Genomic DNA, 16600 nt, shown 5'->3' on the forward strand with positions numbered 1-16600 from the left:
AAAATACCATCAAATTTCTATTCTTACACTGGTAATCCTTCAAGCTGACCTGCACCAGAAATCACCTGACCGATCGCATCTGCCTTTATATCATGTGAGTTAAACCAAGCGATCGCTCGATCGACTTGAGTGGGTGGTACTAGCACAACAAAGCCAATACCCATATTAAAAGTATTAAACATTGCTGTGGAATTTACTGATCCTGCTGCGGCTAGCCATTGAAAGACTGGTGGAATGACCCAGCTATTGGAATCGATTTGGATTGATTGATTCTCACCTAAGCAACGCGGCAGATTTTCTGGTAAACCACCACCAGTAATATGTGCCATTCCGTGAATTTCTAATCCAGCTTTGAGTGCTTCGAGTACAGGTTTTACGTAAATTCGCGTAGGAGTTAAGAAAATTTCGCCTAAAGTTTTACCGTCAAGAGTGGCTGGGCGATCGCTCCAAGTATACCCGCACTCATCCACAATCTTGCGCACTAAACTAAAACCATTGCTGTGAACACCATCACTTGCTAAACCAATTGCCACATCTCTCACTTGCACTTGAGAACCGTTGAGCATTTGGCTTTTTTCTACAATTCCGACACAGAATCCTGCTAGATCGTACTCACCAGTTTGATAAAAACCTGGCATTTCTGCGGTTTCACCTCCTAGCAATGCACAACCTGCGATTTGACATCCACGACTAATTCCTGCAACTACTTGCACTAATTGTGCTTGATTTAACTTTCCTGTGGCTACGTAATCTAGAAAAAACAACGGTTCTGCACCCACAGTAAGAACATCATTAACGCACATGGCAACTAAATCAATTCCGACTGTGTGGTGATGATTAAGTATAAAAGCCAACTTTAGCTTCGTACCTACACCGTCAGTACCAGAAACTAAGACTGGTTCTTTAAAACCTCCTGGCAAGGCAAAACAGCCACTAAAGCCACCAAAACCCCCTATCACTTCGGGACGATGGGTGCTTTGCACGAGATTGCGGATTTGGTTAACGAAGGCTCTACCAGCCTCTACATCCACACCTGCTGCACGATAATCCATGCCAAGATACCTACAATTTTGCGATCGCTGTCGGATGTATTTTACTCTTCACAGGGGTGAGGAGTGAGGGATGAGGGGCGAGAAAATTTTTAAGCAATCAAATTATGAAAAATTATCATTTTATGGGGTATTTACCCATTACTATTACGGCTTCTTATATGTTAATAAGTCAAAATTGTTACAAAATGTAAACTTTTGTAACGTTTCCAAGTTAAATGCCAAGTTGGGGAACGTAGTGATAGACAGGGTTTGTGTTGTAAAACACGTTTCTTAATTTGACTTAAAAATTGAGTTTTGTGTTGGATCACTGATCCCCAATCCAAAGAGTTCATGGTAGTCTGTTGCAGTTGTGAAACAGAAGTGAAAACGTAACGAGTTTGAGTTATTGGAGTTTTTATCTCCTTGTGACCAATCTCAGATCAAAAGTGCAATTTTTATAGCGAGCGCATGAATAAAAAACTTTTGTGGACTACTGCCGCCTTACTAGCTACTGCTATAGGCATTCCTCCCAGCTACGCGGAATCAACATCAACCATTGAACCGTCAGCGGTGAACGAATCGGCAACTCCCATATCAACACCAAGGGCTACTAATGCCGTAAAAGTGGGTGAGTATCAGTCCCCAACAAGACAATCAAACTCGGTAGTTGCTCGGATTCAGCCGCATCAACTAGCAGAACGTCAAGCAGCAACAATCTACGTTAAAAATATTCCCGTTTTAACTTTTCTTGATAGCGATGTGGTAAGTAGCGCCAACGCTAACCCACGGATAAAAATTGCAACAAATGCAAACCAAGCAGATTTGAGTAAAGCTGACACACCAGAAGCTGACAGTGCTGTGCGGCGGGCAACCAAAGTTGCAGCAAAAATTAATCAACTACATTTGAACGGCGTAGACGCTAGCAAGATTACAGCCAAATGGAAAGCAAATGCAGCACCAGATCAAGGCGATCGCTATGCCATAAATCTCAATAACGAAGAACTCGTTGAGATTAATTCTCTAACTCGACTTCCCGATCAAACACACGATTTGAGTGAAGATGCCTTACAAGCAACAAATCGCTTGCGGAGATTACTCGGTAACGCACCTCCACTGCAAGAAGTTGCCGATAAACCTGTACCAAAGCCAGTCGCTGTTGCACCACAAACAAGCGTGTCAAAGCAAACTAAGCAGAATGCAGGAGCAATCCTCAGTGGCATAGCTTCTTGGTATGGTCCTGGCTTTCATGGCAATCGCAGTGCCAGTGGTGAAAGGTTCAATCAAAATGCCATGACAGCTGCCCATCGTAGTTTGCCTTTTGGTACAAAAGTGCGAGTCACGAATAAAAGAAATGGTCGGTCTGTGATTGTCCGCATTAACGATCGCGGTCCGTTCACTGGAGGGAGAATTATTGATCTTTCTGCTGCTGCAGCGCGTGTTTTAGGAGTACTCAACTCAGGTACTGCACCTGTGCAGGTAGAGGTACTCGGTAAGTAATTAAGAAGTCAGAGGTTAGGGGTTCAAGAAAGTTGACGAGAATAACAATTCATGAACCCAATCTTTGACCTCCAACTTGCAATCTCTGCTCTCACCCTGGGAATTAGCGATAAACTAACGAGTGGGTAAGAGAAACAAACGGGAGTTTTTGGTGCGCCTGTTTACAACAACTGCGGCATTACGTTGTTACCTAGATTGCCGCTTGGCAAATAACCATCTGACGCCAGAGGAACTCAAGGGTAGATGTTCTTCATCCCAATCAGTTGGTTTGGTTCCTACAATGGGAGCCTTGCACGCAGGTCATTTGAGTCTAATTGAGCGAGCAAGACAAGAAAATGAGACAGTCGTTGTCAGCATTTTTGTTAACCCACTGCAATTTGGACCAAATGAAGATTATCAAAGTTACCCTCGCACACTTGAGCGCGATCGCCAGTTGTGTGCGGAAGTAGGAGTAGATGTCTTATTTGTTCCTACTCCAGAAGAAATGGGAATAGAGAAGCCCTCAATCACTCAAGTGATACCCCCAATAGAAATGACCTCAGTTTTGTGTGGGCGATCGCGTCTTGGTCATTTTCAAGGTGTCGCCACAATTGTCATTAAACTACTGAATGTTGTACAACCCGATCGCGCCTACTTTGGGCAAAAAGACGGTCAGCAACTCGCTATTGTGCGCCGAGTAGTTAACGATTTAAATATTCCAGTTGAAATTATTGGTTGTCCGATTGTCCGCGAAGCGTCTGGGCTAGCGATGAGTTCTCGCAATCAATATTTAACACCTACTCAAAGGCAAGAAGCTGAGGTTTTGTATTGTAGTTTACAACAAGCAAAGCAAGCTTTTGATAAAGGTGAGTACTTTAGCGAACTATTAATTGAAACTGTAAAAAAAGAAGTTGCAACCGCGAGTGCTGTTACCCTGGAATATGTTGAATTAGTGCATCCGCTGACATTGATGCCGTTGGAGAAAGTAGAGGAATCAGGAATGCTAGCGATCGCAGCGCAAGTTGGTGCAGCGCGGTTAATTGATAATGTGATTTTGCAAAATCGTCAGCCCATCATTGCGATTGATGGTCCAGCAGGTGCAGGTAAATCTACAGTGGCACGTCAAGTTGCCGCTAACTTGGGGCTATTGTATCTCGATAGCGGTGCAATGTATCGTGCCTTGACTTGGTTGGTGCTACAGTTAGGAATCTCTTTTGAAGATCGCTGTGCGATCGCTGAGTTAGCAAGTTGCAGTCAAATTCAGCTTATGCCCGAAGTTGATCCCGAATCACCACAGCGTGTTTGGATTAACGAACAAGAAGTGACTCAAGCAATTCGCACGATCGAGGTGACATCTCAAGTATCGGCGATCGCTGCACAGCCTGCAGTGCGTAAAGCATTAGTACAAAAACAACAAGCCTTTGGTAAACAAGGAGGTTTGGTTGCTGAAGGACGTGATATTGGGACTCAAGTTTTTCCTGATGCAGATCTTAAAATATTCTTAACTGCTTCGGTACAAGAGCGAGCCAAACGGCGCCAACAAGACTTTGAACAAGGTCAACAGAACATCAGCTTGACACAACTTGAAAAAGATATTGCCGAACGCGATAGAAAAGACAGTACGCGTGAAGTTTCTCCTCTGCAAAAAGCCGCAGATGCAATAGAGATCCAAACTGATGGTAAAAAGGTTGCAGAGGTGATCGCCGAAATTATTAGTCACTACCATCAACGATTATCGCGACAGTAAAACGAATTAGTTCTTCAACATTGTTTACTTAATTTAGTGAAGCTGCAAGCGATCGCTTTACTTTAATCTGTCATAGGTTAATTAACCTCTATTACCAAGTCACCCCTGAGAAATACTGCATATGAGTGGAATTTGGCACGATTTAATCTTTTTTTAACTTAATCAAACATTAATTTTTATGTCACGTCATTTTTCAATATCAATCTAATGAATGCTACGGATAGGTGCCCAAACTTCTACAATAGATACTTTGTTGGCAAGCACTTATGTGAGGATTTCACACAATGGCATTTGAACTTTCATCCTTACCATACAATTACGACGCGTTAGAGCCATATATTGACGCTCAAACGATGCAGTTGCACCATGATATGCACCATCAAACTTATGTCAATAACCTCAACGCTGCAATAGAAAAACACGCAGAACTTCAAAGTAAAAGCTTAGAAGATCTCGTTCGCGAACTCAACAGCATTCCAGATGACGTGCGCAGTGCAGTACGCAATAGTGGTGGCGGTCATGTAAACCACACAATGTTCTGGGAAATCATGGGACCAAATGCTGGTGGCGAGCCTACTGGTGCAGTTGGAGAAGCTATTAAAGACACCTTTGGTGATTTTGAAACTTTCAAACAACGGTTCAATGATGCTGGAACCAAGCAATTTGGCAGCGGTTGGGTATGGCTCGTTCGTAGCCCTGACGGTAAGTTAGAAGTGATGAGTACTCCTAATCAAGACAGCCCGATTACTCAAGGTTACTTCCCCATTATGGGAAATGATGTTTGGGAACACGCTTACTATCTCAAATACCAAAACCGCCGTGCTGAATATCTCAAGCAGTGGTGGAACGTCGTTAACTGGGATGAAATCAATAAGCGATTTGAGATGTCAACTCGCTAGTTAACTGATGTAATTAGCTTTACTGAAAACAGTCACGATTGAGTCGTGGCTGTTTATTATTTACATTAGTTCGATGCCCAAATTGATAAATTGACTAAGCTAAAATTCAGAGCAAGGCTGCTGGCTGTTTTTAGTTATGAGCGCTTAGTTAGAGATCGCGCGTTGTGCTTTGCATTTTATTCCATCTGAAATGAACGAAACTGCCTTCGACCGATTTTGGGAATTATTGGGATAGGTGCTTGCTCTTAACTCGGAAGCATTTGAGCAAATCAACACTCTACCTTATGGCTCAACAGTAGCATTAGTTGTTGTTCTAGCTGCTAGTTTATCTCAAGTCGTTGCTCAAAGCGTTATTCTATTTGTCAATCGCGTTACACCAGTTCGCTTTGTTTTCACCCTGCTGATTGGAATAGTATTGTTTGCATTCGGCTACTTGTTTCTGGTTCTAAGTACCTGGCTCATCAGTTTTGCTCCTTTTAGTGTCGTAGCACGCACTTTAGGATTTAGCTACGCACCGCTTATTTTTAGCGTTTTCGGGGCAATGCCGTACCTGGGAGAACCGATCTTATCAGTGTTATCGCTGTGGCAATTGTTAGCAATGGTTGTCGGCTTTGCTGCGGCTAGCGATACTAATGTTTGGCAGGCATTTGGAACTGTAGCATTGGGATGGTTTACGCTTTGGCTGATGCAACGCACGATTGGACAGCCTATTGCCCAGTTTGGTTATTGGGTTGCTTGCCAGGTAGCAGGTGTAGAGCTAGTCACTAAGCGCGAACGGCTGCCAGCAATTTTGCAAAAAAGACTACGTTCTTTTGCCACTAATTTAACAGCAGTTAACACAACGATAAATGCCGTCACATTCTCCTCCATGCAAGAGGAAATTACCTCTGTAAGGGCGCGATCGCAATACCCCACCTCAAATAATTCTCCAAGCAATGCAGCACTTGCTGCTCAGACTGATGCAATAGATCGACGCCGTTTTCAGTTTAGTAAAATCCTTAGACAATTACCCAACATACTTGTTCTAACTGGCGCAACTTTTGCTGCGGTCGTCCTACTTTCACCGATTCGCTACTGGTGGTTCGCTTGGTATGGAAATTTGGGCGGTATCTTCAAACTAGCGTTTGATTTAGTGTGGATCGGCGTTATTGCCTTTGTCGCTAGCGATCGCCTTTGGATCAAGCATTTATCAGCTAGAAATTATGGCGGCTCGCTATCGTATCGGTGACGGGACAGGAGGTACTTTTGTAGGACCAGCCAATAACTGCACCCAAGATGCTAATCAAGCTTTATATGCTGCACTGAGGCAAATAGCTCAAGCAATTCGTTCTCATCCGAACGTTGAGGAATGGAAAAAACAAAATCCAGAACAGTTGCACAGATTAGAGCAGCTAGAACAGTTGAGTCTTGATTTGAAACGTTTGCTCTTACCTTGGGGAACAGCACGAGCAGACTGGAAAAATCAAGCTGAGGTATTAGGTAGCACACTAGAAGATAACCCAGTGCAAAACTTAGTACGTAGTTTACTCAGTTGGCGCACTATTTTACCTCGTTTGACTAGCAATGAGGTGACTCAAGCTTTTCTTAGACAGGGTGGTTCAGCGTGGGTGTTGCGAACTAATCAGCTTGGTGGAGTAGATCCTGATATCGAGCCTATTGCTCCGATAACGCTGTAGTTAAATCTCTAATGCAACACATAGGCGATCTTGATTATTCATCCAGCCAGCTAAACAGTCCCAGTGCAATCACACTGCCAACAAAGTGAGCGCCAATCAGATTGACGTTTGCTAACACCACAAAAATATCCAAAGGACGAATAGAATTTGTCGAGGTATAAGCTGCCACTCCTTGAGGTAGTGCTAGAGCTTTCGCTGCTACGGCAGTGATCGTCACTTCAGATGCTAAAAAAGCTAACAGTAGACCAATCAAACTAACAATTAATCCAGTGTTTAATAATTGAAGTACTTCCTCTTTTTTTGGATGTAATTGCCGATTAGGTGACTGTAAAGTTCTGTCTAAACGCCGATAACGAAAAGACAAATAGAGCCTAAAGCACAGCACTAAAATGCCAGTAATCCCTAAAAAGACGCCAAACGCCATGACTGGATTTGTCGTTGCTTGAACAGTAGTATTACGGCTAAATATAGCCAATAATAAAGCCAAGCTAGAAACAGTACCTAGCCCTAACTGGACCCAGAAGCTAACGCGCCTAACTACGCGAAAAGTAGCTGCAAATCGTTGTTTAGTCGGTGCAGGTAAGTAGAAATTCAAGTTATTCGACATTGCGTTCTTCTTAAACTTAATAAACTATCTTTTGATTTTGATTAGATTTTATAAATATATGTTTTACTAACTGCTAATACAGCGCATCCTGTTTAAGTATCAAACATTAATCTAAGTCAAACTAACCCTTGGAAGGATGTAGCGAGTAGATGTTTTCTACTATATGTATTAGTCAATTTAGACAAATCAACTATAAACAACATGGTTCTTTACATGGCTTAGCATCGCTATTGGGCTTACGATTAGTTCGGTCGCAGTGTCAGCCCAGTTCAGAAGAATTCGAGCAGAATGGTTCAGGCGCGATATCACTAGAAGAACTAGGCAAACAGCCTATCAGGTTTCAACTTGAGGTTCCATTCACGGTACTGGTGATTTGGTTGTTCCCTATGACTAAGCTGTTTGGTTAAACGGGAGTTGACAAAGCTAAGAGTACCCAGAGACATTATATAAACAGTAGTCTGATTAATCTCTCAAAATTGACGAAACATTCTTCACCTCAGTACTAAGTTGGCATGACCTGATTAGTTATATGCCTATCAAGCTCTGCTTTCCGGCTGTAGAAGGTTGGGAGTAGCAAATTGTGACGGGATGTGACCCTAAAAAACTGATCCGTTTTACTTTGGTTTGCGCTGCTGCACAAAAAATAGGGCAACAAGAATTAGCTCATCGCGCGATCGCACTTGCTGAAACTCAGTTAATTGAGGATGGATTTCCTGAATACTATGATGGCAAACAGGGGCGCTTAATTGGTAAAGAAGCGAGAATTATACCAAGCTTGGACGATCGCCAGATTGCTGAGTGCAAAAGAGAGCGTGGCAAACTTAAAACACGTTGAGTTACTGAGTTTTGAGGAGGAAATTGAGGGTTCTAGTTGTGACTTATCGTCAGGGCGAGAATTTCCCGACCTCGATGATACCAACATGGTAAGTTAAAGGTTGAGTGTCTAATTAGAATTAGTCAAATGCATTAACACCTACGCTACGCTCAAAAATCCAAGGATGTTTTAACCCAAACGCTAGTAAAGATTAGTAAAAATCTACTGGATAAAGGGACTTAAATTAAACACAAGGAGATTTGAATGAGAACTACAGACCCTGAAGTGAGGGATAGAGAACGCACTGGTAGCTCAGGAATCGGTATCGTAGTTGGGATCTTATTGGTAATTATCGGGCTAGCTGCTATTGCTCGACCTGTTTATGCAACCATTGCTTCGACAATAGCATTTGGCTGGATATTCATTTTCGCTGGAATTGCTCAGTTTATCTATGCTTTTGGATCGCGAGGAGCAGGTCAGTTTGTCTGGATGCTGCTGAGTATCTTCTATTTTGGGGCTGGGATTGTTGTTTTAACGAATATCCTTTCAGGAGCGATCGCCCTGACACTCATACTAGGAATCACCATCTTTGTTCAAGGTGTGTTGCAAGTGCTGCTTGCATTTGATCTGCGTCCTGTTCGCAATTGGGGCTGGGTATTATTTAGCGGCATTCTAGGAGTTATTTTAGGTATCCTCATTTGGTCTGAATGGCCATTCAACGCAGATTGGATGCTCGGACTTTTTATTGGAATTACCCTTTTATTTAATGGTATTTGGATGCTGATCTTATCTTCATTACCGCGGGCTACTTAGCCTTGAATAGTGTCTGATCGCAGGTAAGATTTTGCTAGGAGAAACGTTTAAAGTTGTGTTTAAGGAGCGTTTAAATGCTTGGCTTTTTAATTTCAGTCGTCGTCATCGCGATTAGTTTATTAATCATCTCAAAACTACCTCTAGGTGTTGAGGTTGATAATGCTTGGATTGCTTTGATTGCTGGGGCAATTATTGGTGCGTTCAATGGCATCTGGGCGTTGTTACCTGGCTGGTTTAGAACGGCAAATGCCCTTTTAAGTCTGGGGTTAATTCCCTTAATCGGCAGTATCATTGTGTTTGGTCTGGCAGCCTGGTTAGTTGAGGGATTTCGCTTGAGATGGGGCATTGGCAGTGCAATTTTAGGCGCGATCGCACTCAGCATTGTTAACTCTATTCTCTTTTTTATCCTGCGCCAAACGGGCTTGGTTGCAGTTTAACTTAAGTCATGCATGAGTATATTGCGTTGCAAAGGGCACTGCTGTGTGGTTGTGTCCTTATTAAAGAAGTCAGATAAAGTTTAGATTTGCGTGTTTGATGTTGTCTGAATTTAGAGAAGTGATATACCCTCTGGTTCTGGCGATCGCAAAGCGTAACATTCACAATAGGATAAAATTAACCCGCACTGCTGTTTTTTTATGAATAGTCAAGAGCTAGCACAGTACTTGGAAGCAACAAACAGTATTTCCAAGCCTTGGTTGTTGATCCAGTTACGCTTGCAGAAACTTCAAGAACGCCGCGCTACAACTTCGCCAGAAGAATACGCCCAGGAATTGACAGACATACACCAAGATTTGATGAATTTGGGAGAATGGTGGCAGGGAATTGAAAATGAGGTGTTTTAGCAAAACACAAAAACTAGTCGCCAGATGTTAAGAAGTAAACAAAAAGTATTGATTTAAGAGTGAGATAGTTTAAAAGATAATGAATTTGACTAAATCAGTGTTGGCTAGATATTAAATCTGAAAAATATGCAGACGACACTAGCTTTACAAAGCGGTGGTTCCAAAATTTAATCCTAAAATTGTCTCAGCCTCTAGTTTAAAAAATTTCTCCTGGCAATAATTTACTAATATGCCTAGAACAAAAAAAACTGAAACTGAAATTAATCTTAAAGATCCACAATACTACTTCAATCGCGAATTGAGCTGGCTAGAGTTTAATCATCGAGTACTACATGAAGCTTGCGATCCGCGTACTCCATTGCTAGAAAGACTCAAGTTTTTGGCAATTTTTAGTTCTAATTTAGATGAATTTTTTATGGTACGTATTGCTGCATTAAAAGAACAAGTTGCAGCAAAAGTATCTAAGTTGACTCCTGACGGTCGGACACCACAAGAACAGTTAGAAGCAATTAGTCAACGACTTCGTCCTTTAGTAACTCAACAACACCAACACTTTGAGCAAGTGATTCGCCCTACCTTGGCAAAAGAGGGCATTCATATTCTTGACTATATTGATTTAAATCAAGAACAACGGACTTATTTACAAAATTACTTTGAAGAACAAATTTTTCCAGTTCTCACCCCGCTAGCAATTGATCCTAGCCATCCATTTCCTTACATCTCCAATCTCAGTCTGAATTTGGCAGTCGTTGTTAAAAATCCAGAAACTGAAGCAGAGTTTTTTGCACGGGTGAAAGTGCCTAAAGCGTTACCCCGCTTCTTAGCACTACCAGCAGCTTTAGGAGTTCAAATTCAAGGACAACCTGTGCATTGGACTGGAGTGCTTTTGGAACAAGTACTGGCACACAATCTAGAGTCGCTGTTTCCTGGAATGAATATTCAGGAGTATTACCTGTTTCGCATTACCCGCGATTCTGATTTGGAACTTGAAGAAGATGAAGCAGACGATTTGCTACAGGCGATTGAGCAAGAACTCCGCAAGCGGCGTGTCGGTGGTTCGACAGTGAGGCTAGAAATAGAATCTCAAACTCCAGAACCAGTTAAAGCAAAGCTATTACAAGAGTTAGATTTAGCAGAAAGTGATGTTTATCAAATTCAAGGGTTGCTTGGTTTAGGCGATCTGATGTCATTTATGGCATTGCCTCTACCTGAACTGAAAGATCCACCTTGGAAGTCCGTAGTACCATCCCGCGTACAAGGAATCAGCATTCCTCAACTTAATCCAGAAATTCAGGAATCTGAGGAAAGAAAAGATTTTTTTTCGGTCATTAAGGAGGGAGATTTATTAGTACACCATCCTTATGAATCTTTTTCCTCTACAGTACTGCGGTTTATTACCCAAGCTGCCTACGATCCAGATGTACTAGCGATCAAAATGACTCTTTATCGCACTTCTGGTGACTCTCCCATTGTTAATGCACTGATTGCAGCTGCAGAAAATGGCAAGCAAATTGCTGTTTTAGTTGAACTCAAAGCCCGTTTCGATGAGGAAAATAATATTTATTGGGCGCGGCGCTTAGAACGTGTGGGAGTTCATGTCGTCTATGGTGTAACTGGCTTAAAAACTCACTCTAAGATCGTAATGGTAGTACGCCGCGAGGGCGATCGCATTCATCGTTATGTTCACGTTGGCACAGGTAACTATAATCCTAAAACAGCAAGACTGTATACAGATTTGGGATTGTTTAGTTGTCGGGAAGATTTAGGTGCAGACTTGACAGATTTGTTTAATTACTTAACGGGATACTCGCGCCAAAAGTCTTATCGTCAGTTGTTAGTTGCGCCAGTGAATATGCGCGATCGCTTTTTAGCTTTGATTCATCGTGAAATCGAACATTGCCACAATGGTTCAACAGGGCGCATTGTTGCTAAGATGAATTCTCTGGTCGATCCGCAAATTATTGCAACGTTGTATGAAGCTTCTCAAGCAGGCGTGCAAATCGATCTGATTATTCGTGGTATGTGTTGCTTATGTCCTGGGCTGAAAGATATCAGTGAAAATATCCGCGTGATTAGTATTATCGGGCGCTTTTTAGAACACTCCCGCATCTTCTACTTTCACAATGATGGTCAAGAAGAAATCTTTATTGGTAGTGCCGATTGGATGCCGCGTAACTTAGATCGCCGCGTTGAAGCCATCACTCCAATTCATGACCCGAAAATTGCTAAAGATCTCCAAGAAATTTTAGGCATTATGCTAGCTGATAACCGCCAAGCTTGGGAATTACAACCAAATGGCAGCTATATCCAAAGGCAACCTACCGAAGATAGCCCCGAAGCTAGTTCGCAAAATATCTTGATGCAAATGGCACGCGATGCAGTTGCTAGCTGAAAAATCACAAATGCCCTCCGACTTCAGTCGGAGGCTACCCAAGAAAAGTGTACGAAGGTACACTTAAGCAAAATCTTTAGCAGTAATTTCACTTTGATTTGCCAAGCACTCTTGATTTTTGTAGACGACTGGTCTAATATAAGGTCATGGGCAAGGACACCACAAAAATTGCACTCCTAAAAACTGGTGCGCGTTTCCTCAAAGAAAAGGGATACAACCACACAGGGATACAGGAAGTTTTGCAAGCAACAGGAGTACCTAAAGGTTCGTTTTACTACTACTTCAAAAGTAAGGAGGACTTTGGGCTGGAAATTATTGAAAATGATGTTTGCGAACACAATCGAGTATTAGACCACTATCTTAAGGATGAAACATTTTCACCTTTAACTCGCTTGCGACGATATTTTGAAGCAAAGTACGAAGAATTTTCCTCGTTGCAGTGTCGTGAAGGGTGTCTATTAGGTAATCTCGGTCAAGAATTAGCAGATCAAAATGAAAGGTTTCGTCTGCGCTTAGAAGAAATATTTGCCCAATGGCGCGATCGCTACATCGATTGTTTACAGCAAGCCCAAGCGGTCGGAGAAATTTCATCAGATTTAGACGTTGGTGTTCTTGCTGATTTCTGCCTGAACAGTTGGGAAGGGGCATTACAACAAATGAAAGTGACAAAAAGTCCTGTTCCTCTACAGACTTTTATGAGTGTGATGTTTGATGTTGTTCTTAAGCCCTAAGAGTTAGGTTTTACTCAAAATACTGTGTTAGTTAGTAGTAGACCAGTCTAATAACGGAAGAATTCTATGCATAAGAAGATTTTGATTGTCGTTACAAGTCATGAAGAACTTGGTAACACAGGGAAAAAGACAGGTTTTTATCTTTCAGAAGTAACACATCCGGATGATGTATTTACTCGGGCGGGCTATGAGGTTGATTTTGTGAGTCCCAAAGGTGGAAAAGCGCCAATGGACGGAGTAAAACTTGAAGATCCCCTCAACAAAGCATTTTTGGATGACCCTGAGAAGGTTAAGCAAGTTGAAAATACACTGCAACCATCACAAATAGAACCCGATCAGTACGATGCCATTTTCTATGCTGGCGGGCATGGCACAATGTGGGATTTTCCCAACAATCAAGAACTTGCCCAAATTGCTGCCAATATCTACGACCAAGGTGGTGTTGTCGGTGCAGTTTGTCATGGACCTGCAGGATTAGTCAATATCAAACTTGCCAACGGTGAGTATCTCATCAAAGGTAAAACTGTTTCTGGCTTCACAAACGAAGAAGAAGCCGCAGTAGAACTCACTGAAGCTGTGCCGTTTCTACTCGAATCAAAATTAAAAGAACAAGGCGCAGAGTTTAGCAAAGCAGCAAATTTTGAGGCACACGTTGTAACAAGCGATCGCCTCGTCACTGGACAAAACCCCGCTTCAGCCGCAGGTGTTGCTGAACAAATGCTGCAATTAATCGAAAGTGCGGCAACTGCACCCGCTACAGCCTGAAATTAACTATCAGGGTTTGGCATTGCCAAGCCCCCTTACACTAACCAAAAAATTCTATGCAAAACTTTATCTTCCACAACCCCGTCAAGATTCTTTTCGGTAAAGGTCAAATTGCTAAAATTCCCCAAGAAGTGCCGCAAGCAGCAAAAATTTTGATAACCTATGGCGGTGGTAGCATCAAGAAAAACGGTGTTTACGACCAAGTAAAAGCTGCACTTCAAGACTTTACAGTTCTAGAATTTGGTGGAATTGAACCTAATCCTCGTCTGGAAACATTGATGCAAGTTGTAAAACTTGCCCGTCAAGAAAACATTGACTTTCTCCTTGCAGTTGGTGGTGGTTCAGTTCTAGATGGAACAAAGTTTATCGCCGCAGCGATACCTTTTCAAGGAGATCCTTGGGATATTTTGGCAAAAAAAGCCCCAGTTAGCGCAGCAGTGTCACTCGGTGCTGTTCTCACATTACCTGCAACGGGTTCAGAGATGAATTCTACATCTGTTGTGACTAAAGAAGAAACCCGCGAAAAGCTTTACTTCAGTAGTTCTTTAGTCTTTCCTAAGTTTTCAGTTCTCGATCCAGAAGCGACATTTTCTTTACCACCCAAGCAAATCAGTAATGGTATTGTCGATGCGTTTACACACACTGTAGAACAATATCTCACTTACCCTGCTGATGCACCTCTACAAGACCGCATGGCAGAATCCATTTTGCAAACATTAATTGAGGAAGGACCGAAAACGATCGCTCATCCTACTGATTACACGGCACGGGCGAATGTGATGTGGTGTGCCACAATGGCACTTAATGGCTTAATTGGTGCAGGAGTTCCCCAAGATTGGGCAACGCACATGATTGGGCATGAATTAACTGCTTTACATGGATTAGATCACGGTCAAACTTTGGCTGTTGTTTTACCTAGTGTGTTGGAAATTAAGCGCGATACCAAGCGAGAAAAACTATTGCAATATGCAAAGCGAGTTTGGGGAATTACTCAAGGGGATGAAGAACAAATAATTACAGAAGCGATCGCCCGTACGCGCCACTTCTTTGAATCTGTCGGTGTCCCCACGCGGATGTCTGCATACGATGTCTCAGCCGAAACAATTCCTGAGATTAGCGATCGCCTAAAAAATCGCGGGATGGTAGCACTTGGTGAGAAACAAGATATTACTCCTCAAGTTGTTGAAGAAATCTTAACACTCAGTGTTTAGTGAACAACACAAAAAAGCGTCCTCACAAGAGGACGCTAACTGCTGATGAGATGTTGCTGATAGACATTAACCACTAATTGTGGGTGCACTCACAGCTACCGGAACAGGAGTCCCCGAAGCCAAATCAAGTGGGAAGTTATGAGCATTGCGTTCGTGCATGACTTCAATTCCCAAGTTGGCGCGGTTCAAGACATCTGCCCAGGTTGTTACAACACGACCTTGCGAGTCAAGCACTGATTGGTTAAAGTTAAAACCATTCAAGTTAAATGCCATTGTGCTGATACCTAAAGCTGTAAACCAGATACCAACGACAGGCCAAGCACCTAAGAAAAAGTGTAGCGATCGCGAGTTGTTAAAACTAGCGTACTGCCAAATCAATCGTCCAAAGTAGCCGTGAGCAGCGACAATACTATAAGTTTCTGCTTCTTGTCCAAACTTATATCCCAAATTCTGTGATTCAATCTCGGTAGTCTCCCGAATTAACGAGGACGTCACCAAAGATCCATGCATAGCACAGAACAACGAACCACCAAACACTGCTGCTACACCCAACTGATGGAAGGGATGCATCAAAATATTATGCTCTGCTTGAAATACAAGCATAAAGTTGAATGTACCAGAAATACCCAAAGGCATACCGTCAGAAAAACTACCTTGCCCAATCGGGTAAATCAAGAAGACAGACGTTGCAGCAGCGACAGGTGCAGAATAAGCTACACAAATCCAAGGACGCATTCCTAAGCGGTAGCTAAGTTCCCATTGCCGACCTAGCCAGCAAAAGATACCGATAAGAAAATGAAAGACAATCAGTTCATAGGGTCCACCATTGTATAACCATTCATCCAAAGAAGCTGCTTCCCAAATTGGGTAAAAGTGCAAGCCGATCGCATTAGAAGAAGGAACAACAGCACCAGTAATAATGTTGTTTCCGTAAAGTAAAGAACCGGAAACAGGTTCGCGAATGCCATCAATATCGACAGGTGGAGCGGCAATAAAGGCAATAATGAAACAAACGGTAGCGGTTAACAAACACGGAATCATCAGTACGCCGAACCAACCAACGTACAATCGATTTTCCGTACTCGTGACCCAATCACAGAACCGCTCCCACAGATTACCGCTTTCGCGTCGCTGTAGTATTGTAGTCATGGTTCTATTCAGGAAAAAAGTGTTTAATTAATTTGCGGATAATTTATTGAAAAACGATGTTTTCTAAGCGTTGTCTTATTTCGTCTCAGAGCCAGGTCTTGTACACTCGATCCTTACGACTCCTCACACCAATACATTCATTTCCCGAAGACGATAGTATATTTGGGAATTTACTGACTCTATATTCTTAGTATTTACATTGATTTTTGCTATAAATCAATTAACTTGTATTAAGTTTTGCTAGCGTTTGTTACAAAGATTCCCATAGCAAAAAGCGCCCCCTGAGTAGGAGGCGCTTCTGAGATTAGATTCAGGCTAAAAATTAACCGTTGATGCTAGGAGCAGTTAAAGCAACTGGAGTAGCATCGCCTGCTGCTAAGTCGAGAGGGAAGTTGTGAGCGTTGCGCTCGTGCATGACTTCCATACCCAAGTTAGCGCGGTTGAGCA

General features: G+C 42.5%; 17 protein-coding genes and 1 pseudogene. 14 read left to right on the forward strand and 4 right to left on the reverse strand.

Annotated features, from left to right (window positions below):
* Positions 1-23 precede the first annotated feature (23 nt).
* A complete protein-coding gene (gene purM, locus CSQ79_RS11635; RefSeq protein WP_099701324.1) occupies positions 24-1052 on the reverse strand; it encodes a phosphoribosylformylglycinamidine cyclo-ligase in 1029 nt (342 codons plus the stop codon).
* Between the two features lie 447 nt (positions 1053-1499).
* Here purM and CSQ79_RS11640 point away from each other — a divergent pair, with 447 nt between their 5' ends.
* The 5 genes from CSQ79_RS11640 (at position 1500) to CSQ79_RS11660 (ending at position 6829) form a co-directional block, all read left to right on the forward strand.
* The gene (locus CSQ79_RS11640; protein ID WP_099701325.1) at positions 1500-2528 is read left to right on the forward strand and encodes a septal ring lytic transglycosylase RlpA family protein; all 1029 of its coding nucleotides are present in this window, start codon (positions 1500-1502) and stop codon (positions 2526-2528) included.
* A gap of 151 nt (positions 2529-2679) precedes the next feature.
* On the forward strand, positions 2680-4254 hold the full coding sequence (locus CSQ79_RS11645; protein WP_099701326.1) for a bifunctional pantoate--beta-alanine ligase/(d)CMP kinase: 1575 nt from the start codon (positions 2680-2682) through the stop codon (positions 4252-4254).
* A gap of 284 nt (positions 4255-4538) precedes the next feature.
* Positions 4539-5153: a superoxide dismutase gene (locus CSQ79_RS11650; protein WP_099701327.1), complete on the forward strand. Its 615-nt coding sequence runs from the start codon at positions 4539-4541 to the stop codon at positions 5151-5153.
* A gap of 235 nt (positions 5154-5388) precedes the next feature.
* On the forward strand, positions 5389-6381 hold the full coding sequence (locus CSQ79_RS11655) for a hypothetical protein (RefSeq protein ID WP_099701328.1): 993 nt from the start codon (positions 5389-5391) through the stop codon (positions 6379-6381).
* Positions 6356-6829 carry a hypothetical protein gene (locus tag CSQ79_RS11660; protein WP_099701329.1) on the forward strand — a complete coding sequence of 158 codons (474 nt, stop codon included), beginning with the start codon at positions 6356-6358 and terminating at the stop codon, positions 6827-6829. Before CSQ79_RS11655 ends, CSQ79_RS11660 begins: the two co-directional genes overlap by 26 nt.
* Before the next feature lie 34 nt (positions 6830-6863).
* Here CSQ79_RS11660 and CSQ79_RS11665 read toward each other — a convergent pair whose 3' ends face one another.
* Positions 6864-7436, reverse strand: a complete 573-nt coding sequence (locus CSQ79_RS11665) for a DUF3611 family protein (RefSeq protein ID WP_099701330.1) — start codon at positions 7434-7436, stop codon at positions 6864-6866.
* Between the two features lie 149 nt (positions 7437-7585).
* Here CSQ79_RS11665 and CSQ79_RS11670 point away from each other — a divergent pair, with 149 nt between their 5' ends.
* From CSQ79_RS11670 to CSQ79_RS11710, 9 genes are all read left to right on the forward strand, one after another.
* Positions 7586-7843: a hypothetical protein gene (locus CSQ79_RS11670; protein WP_099701331.1), complete on the forward strand. Its 258-nt coding sequence runs from the start codon at positions 7586-7588 to the stop codon at positions 7841-7843.
* Positions 7844-8016: 173 nt separating this feature from the next.
* Complete coding sequence (locus CSQ79_RS27705) at positions 8017-8271, forward strand: glycoside hydrolase 100 family protein (RefSeq protein ID WP_289501053.1); 255 nt, start codon at positions 8017-8019, stop codon at positions 8269-8271.
* Positions 8272-8514: 243 nt separating this feature from the next.
* Positions 8515-9063, forward strand: coding sequence for an HdeD family acid-resistance protein (locus CSQ79_RS11680; RefSeq protein WP_099701332.1), 549 nt, complete (start codon positions 8515-8517; stop codon positions 9061-9063).
* A 74-nt stretch (positions 9064-9137) separates the two neighbouring features.
* Positions 9138-9500 carry a phage holin family protein gene (locus CSQ79_RS11685; protein WP_099701333.1) on the forward strand — a complete coding sequence of 121 codons (363 nt, stop codon included), beginning with the start codon at positions 9138-9140 and terminating at the stop codon, positions 9498-9500.
* A gap of 198 nt (positions 9501-9698) precedes the next feature.
* Complete coding sequence (locus tag CSQ79_RS11690; RefSeq protein ID WP_099701334.1) at positions 9699-9905, forward strand: hypothetical protein; 207 nt, start codon at positions 9699-9701, stop codon at positions 9903-9905.
* A gap of 229 nt (positions 9906-10134) precedes the next feature.
* On the forward strand, positions 10135-12297 hold the full coding sequence (ppk1, locus tag CSQ79_RS11695; protein ID WP_099701335.1) for a polyphosphate kinase 1: 2163 nt from the start codon (positions 10135-10137) through the stop codon (positions 12295-12297).
* A 146-nt stretch (positions 12298-12443) separates the two neighbouring features.
* Entirely contained in the window at positions 12444-13028 is a 585-nt protein-coding gene (locus CSQ79_RS11700; protein WP_099701336.1) for a TetR/AcrR family transcriptional regulator, read from the forward strand.
* A gap of 66 nt (positions 13029-13094) precedes the next feature.
* Positions 13095-13793, forward strand: coding sequence for a type 1 glutamine amidotransferase domain-containing protein (locus CSQ79_RS11705; protein ID WP_099701337.1), 699 nt, complete (start codon positions 13095-13097; stop codon positions 13791-13793).
* Positions 13794-13849: 56 nt separating this feature from the next.
* Positions 13850-15004, forward strand: a complete 1155-nt coding sequence (locus tag CSQ79_RS11710; protein WP_099701338.1) for an iron-containing alcohol dehydrogenase — start codon at positions 13850-13852, stop codon at positions 15002-15004.
* Positions 15005-15070: 66 nt separating this feature from the next.
* Here CSQ79_RS11710 and psbA read toward each other — a convergent pair whose 3' ends face one another.
* Together psbA and CSQ79_RS11720 are read right to left on the reverse strand one after the other, a co-directional pair.
* Positions 15071-16153 (reverse strand): photosystem II q(b) protein, encoded by a 1083-nt coding sequence (psbA, locus tag CSQ79_RS11715; protein ID WP_099701339.1) that lies wholly within the window; start codon positions 16151-16153, stop codon positions 15071-15073.
* Between the two features lie 322 nt (positions 16154-16475).
* Positions 16476-16600: pseudogene (locus CSQ79_RS11720) on the reverse strand (photosystem II q(b) protein); the annotation flags it as partial.

Source organism: Gloeocapsopsis sp. IPPAS B-1203 (assembly GCF_002749975.1).
Classification (GTDB): Bacteria; Cyanobacteriota; Cyanobacteriia; order Cyanobacteriales; family Chroococcidiopsidaceae; genus Gloeocapsopsis.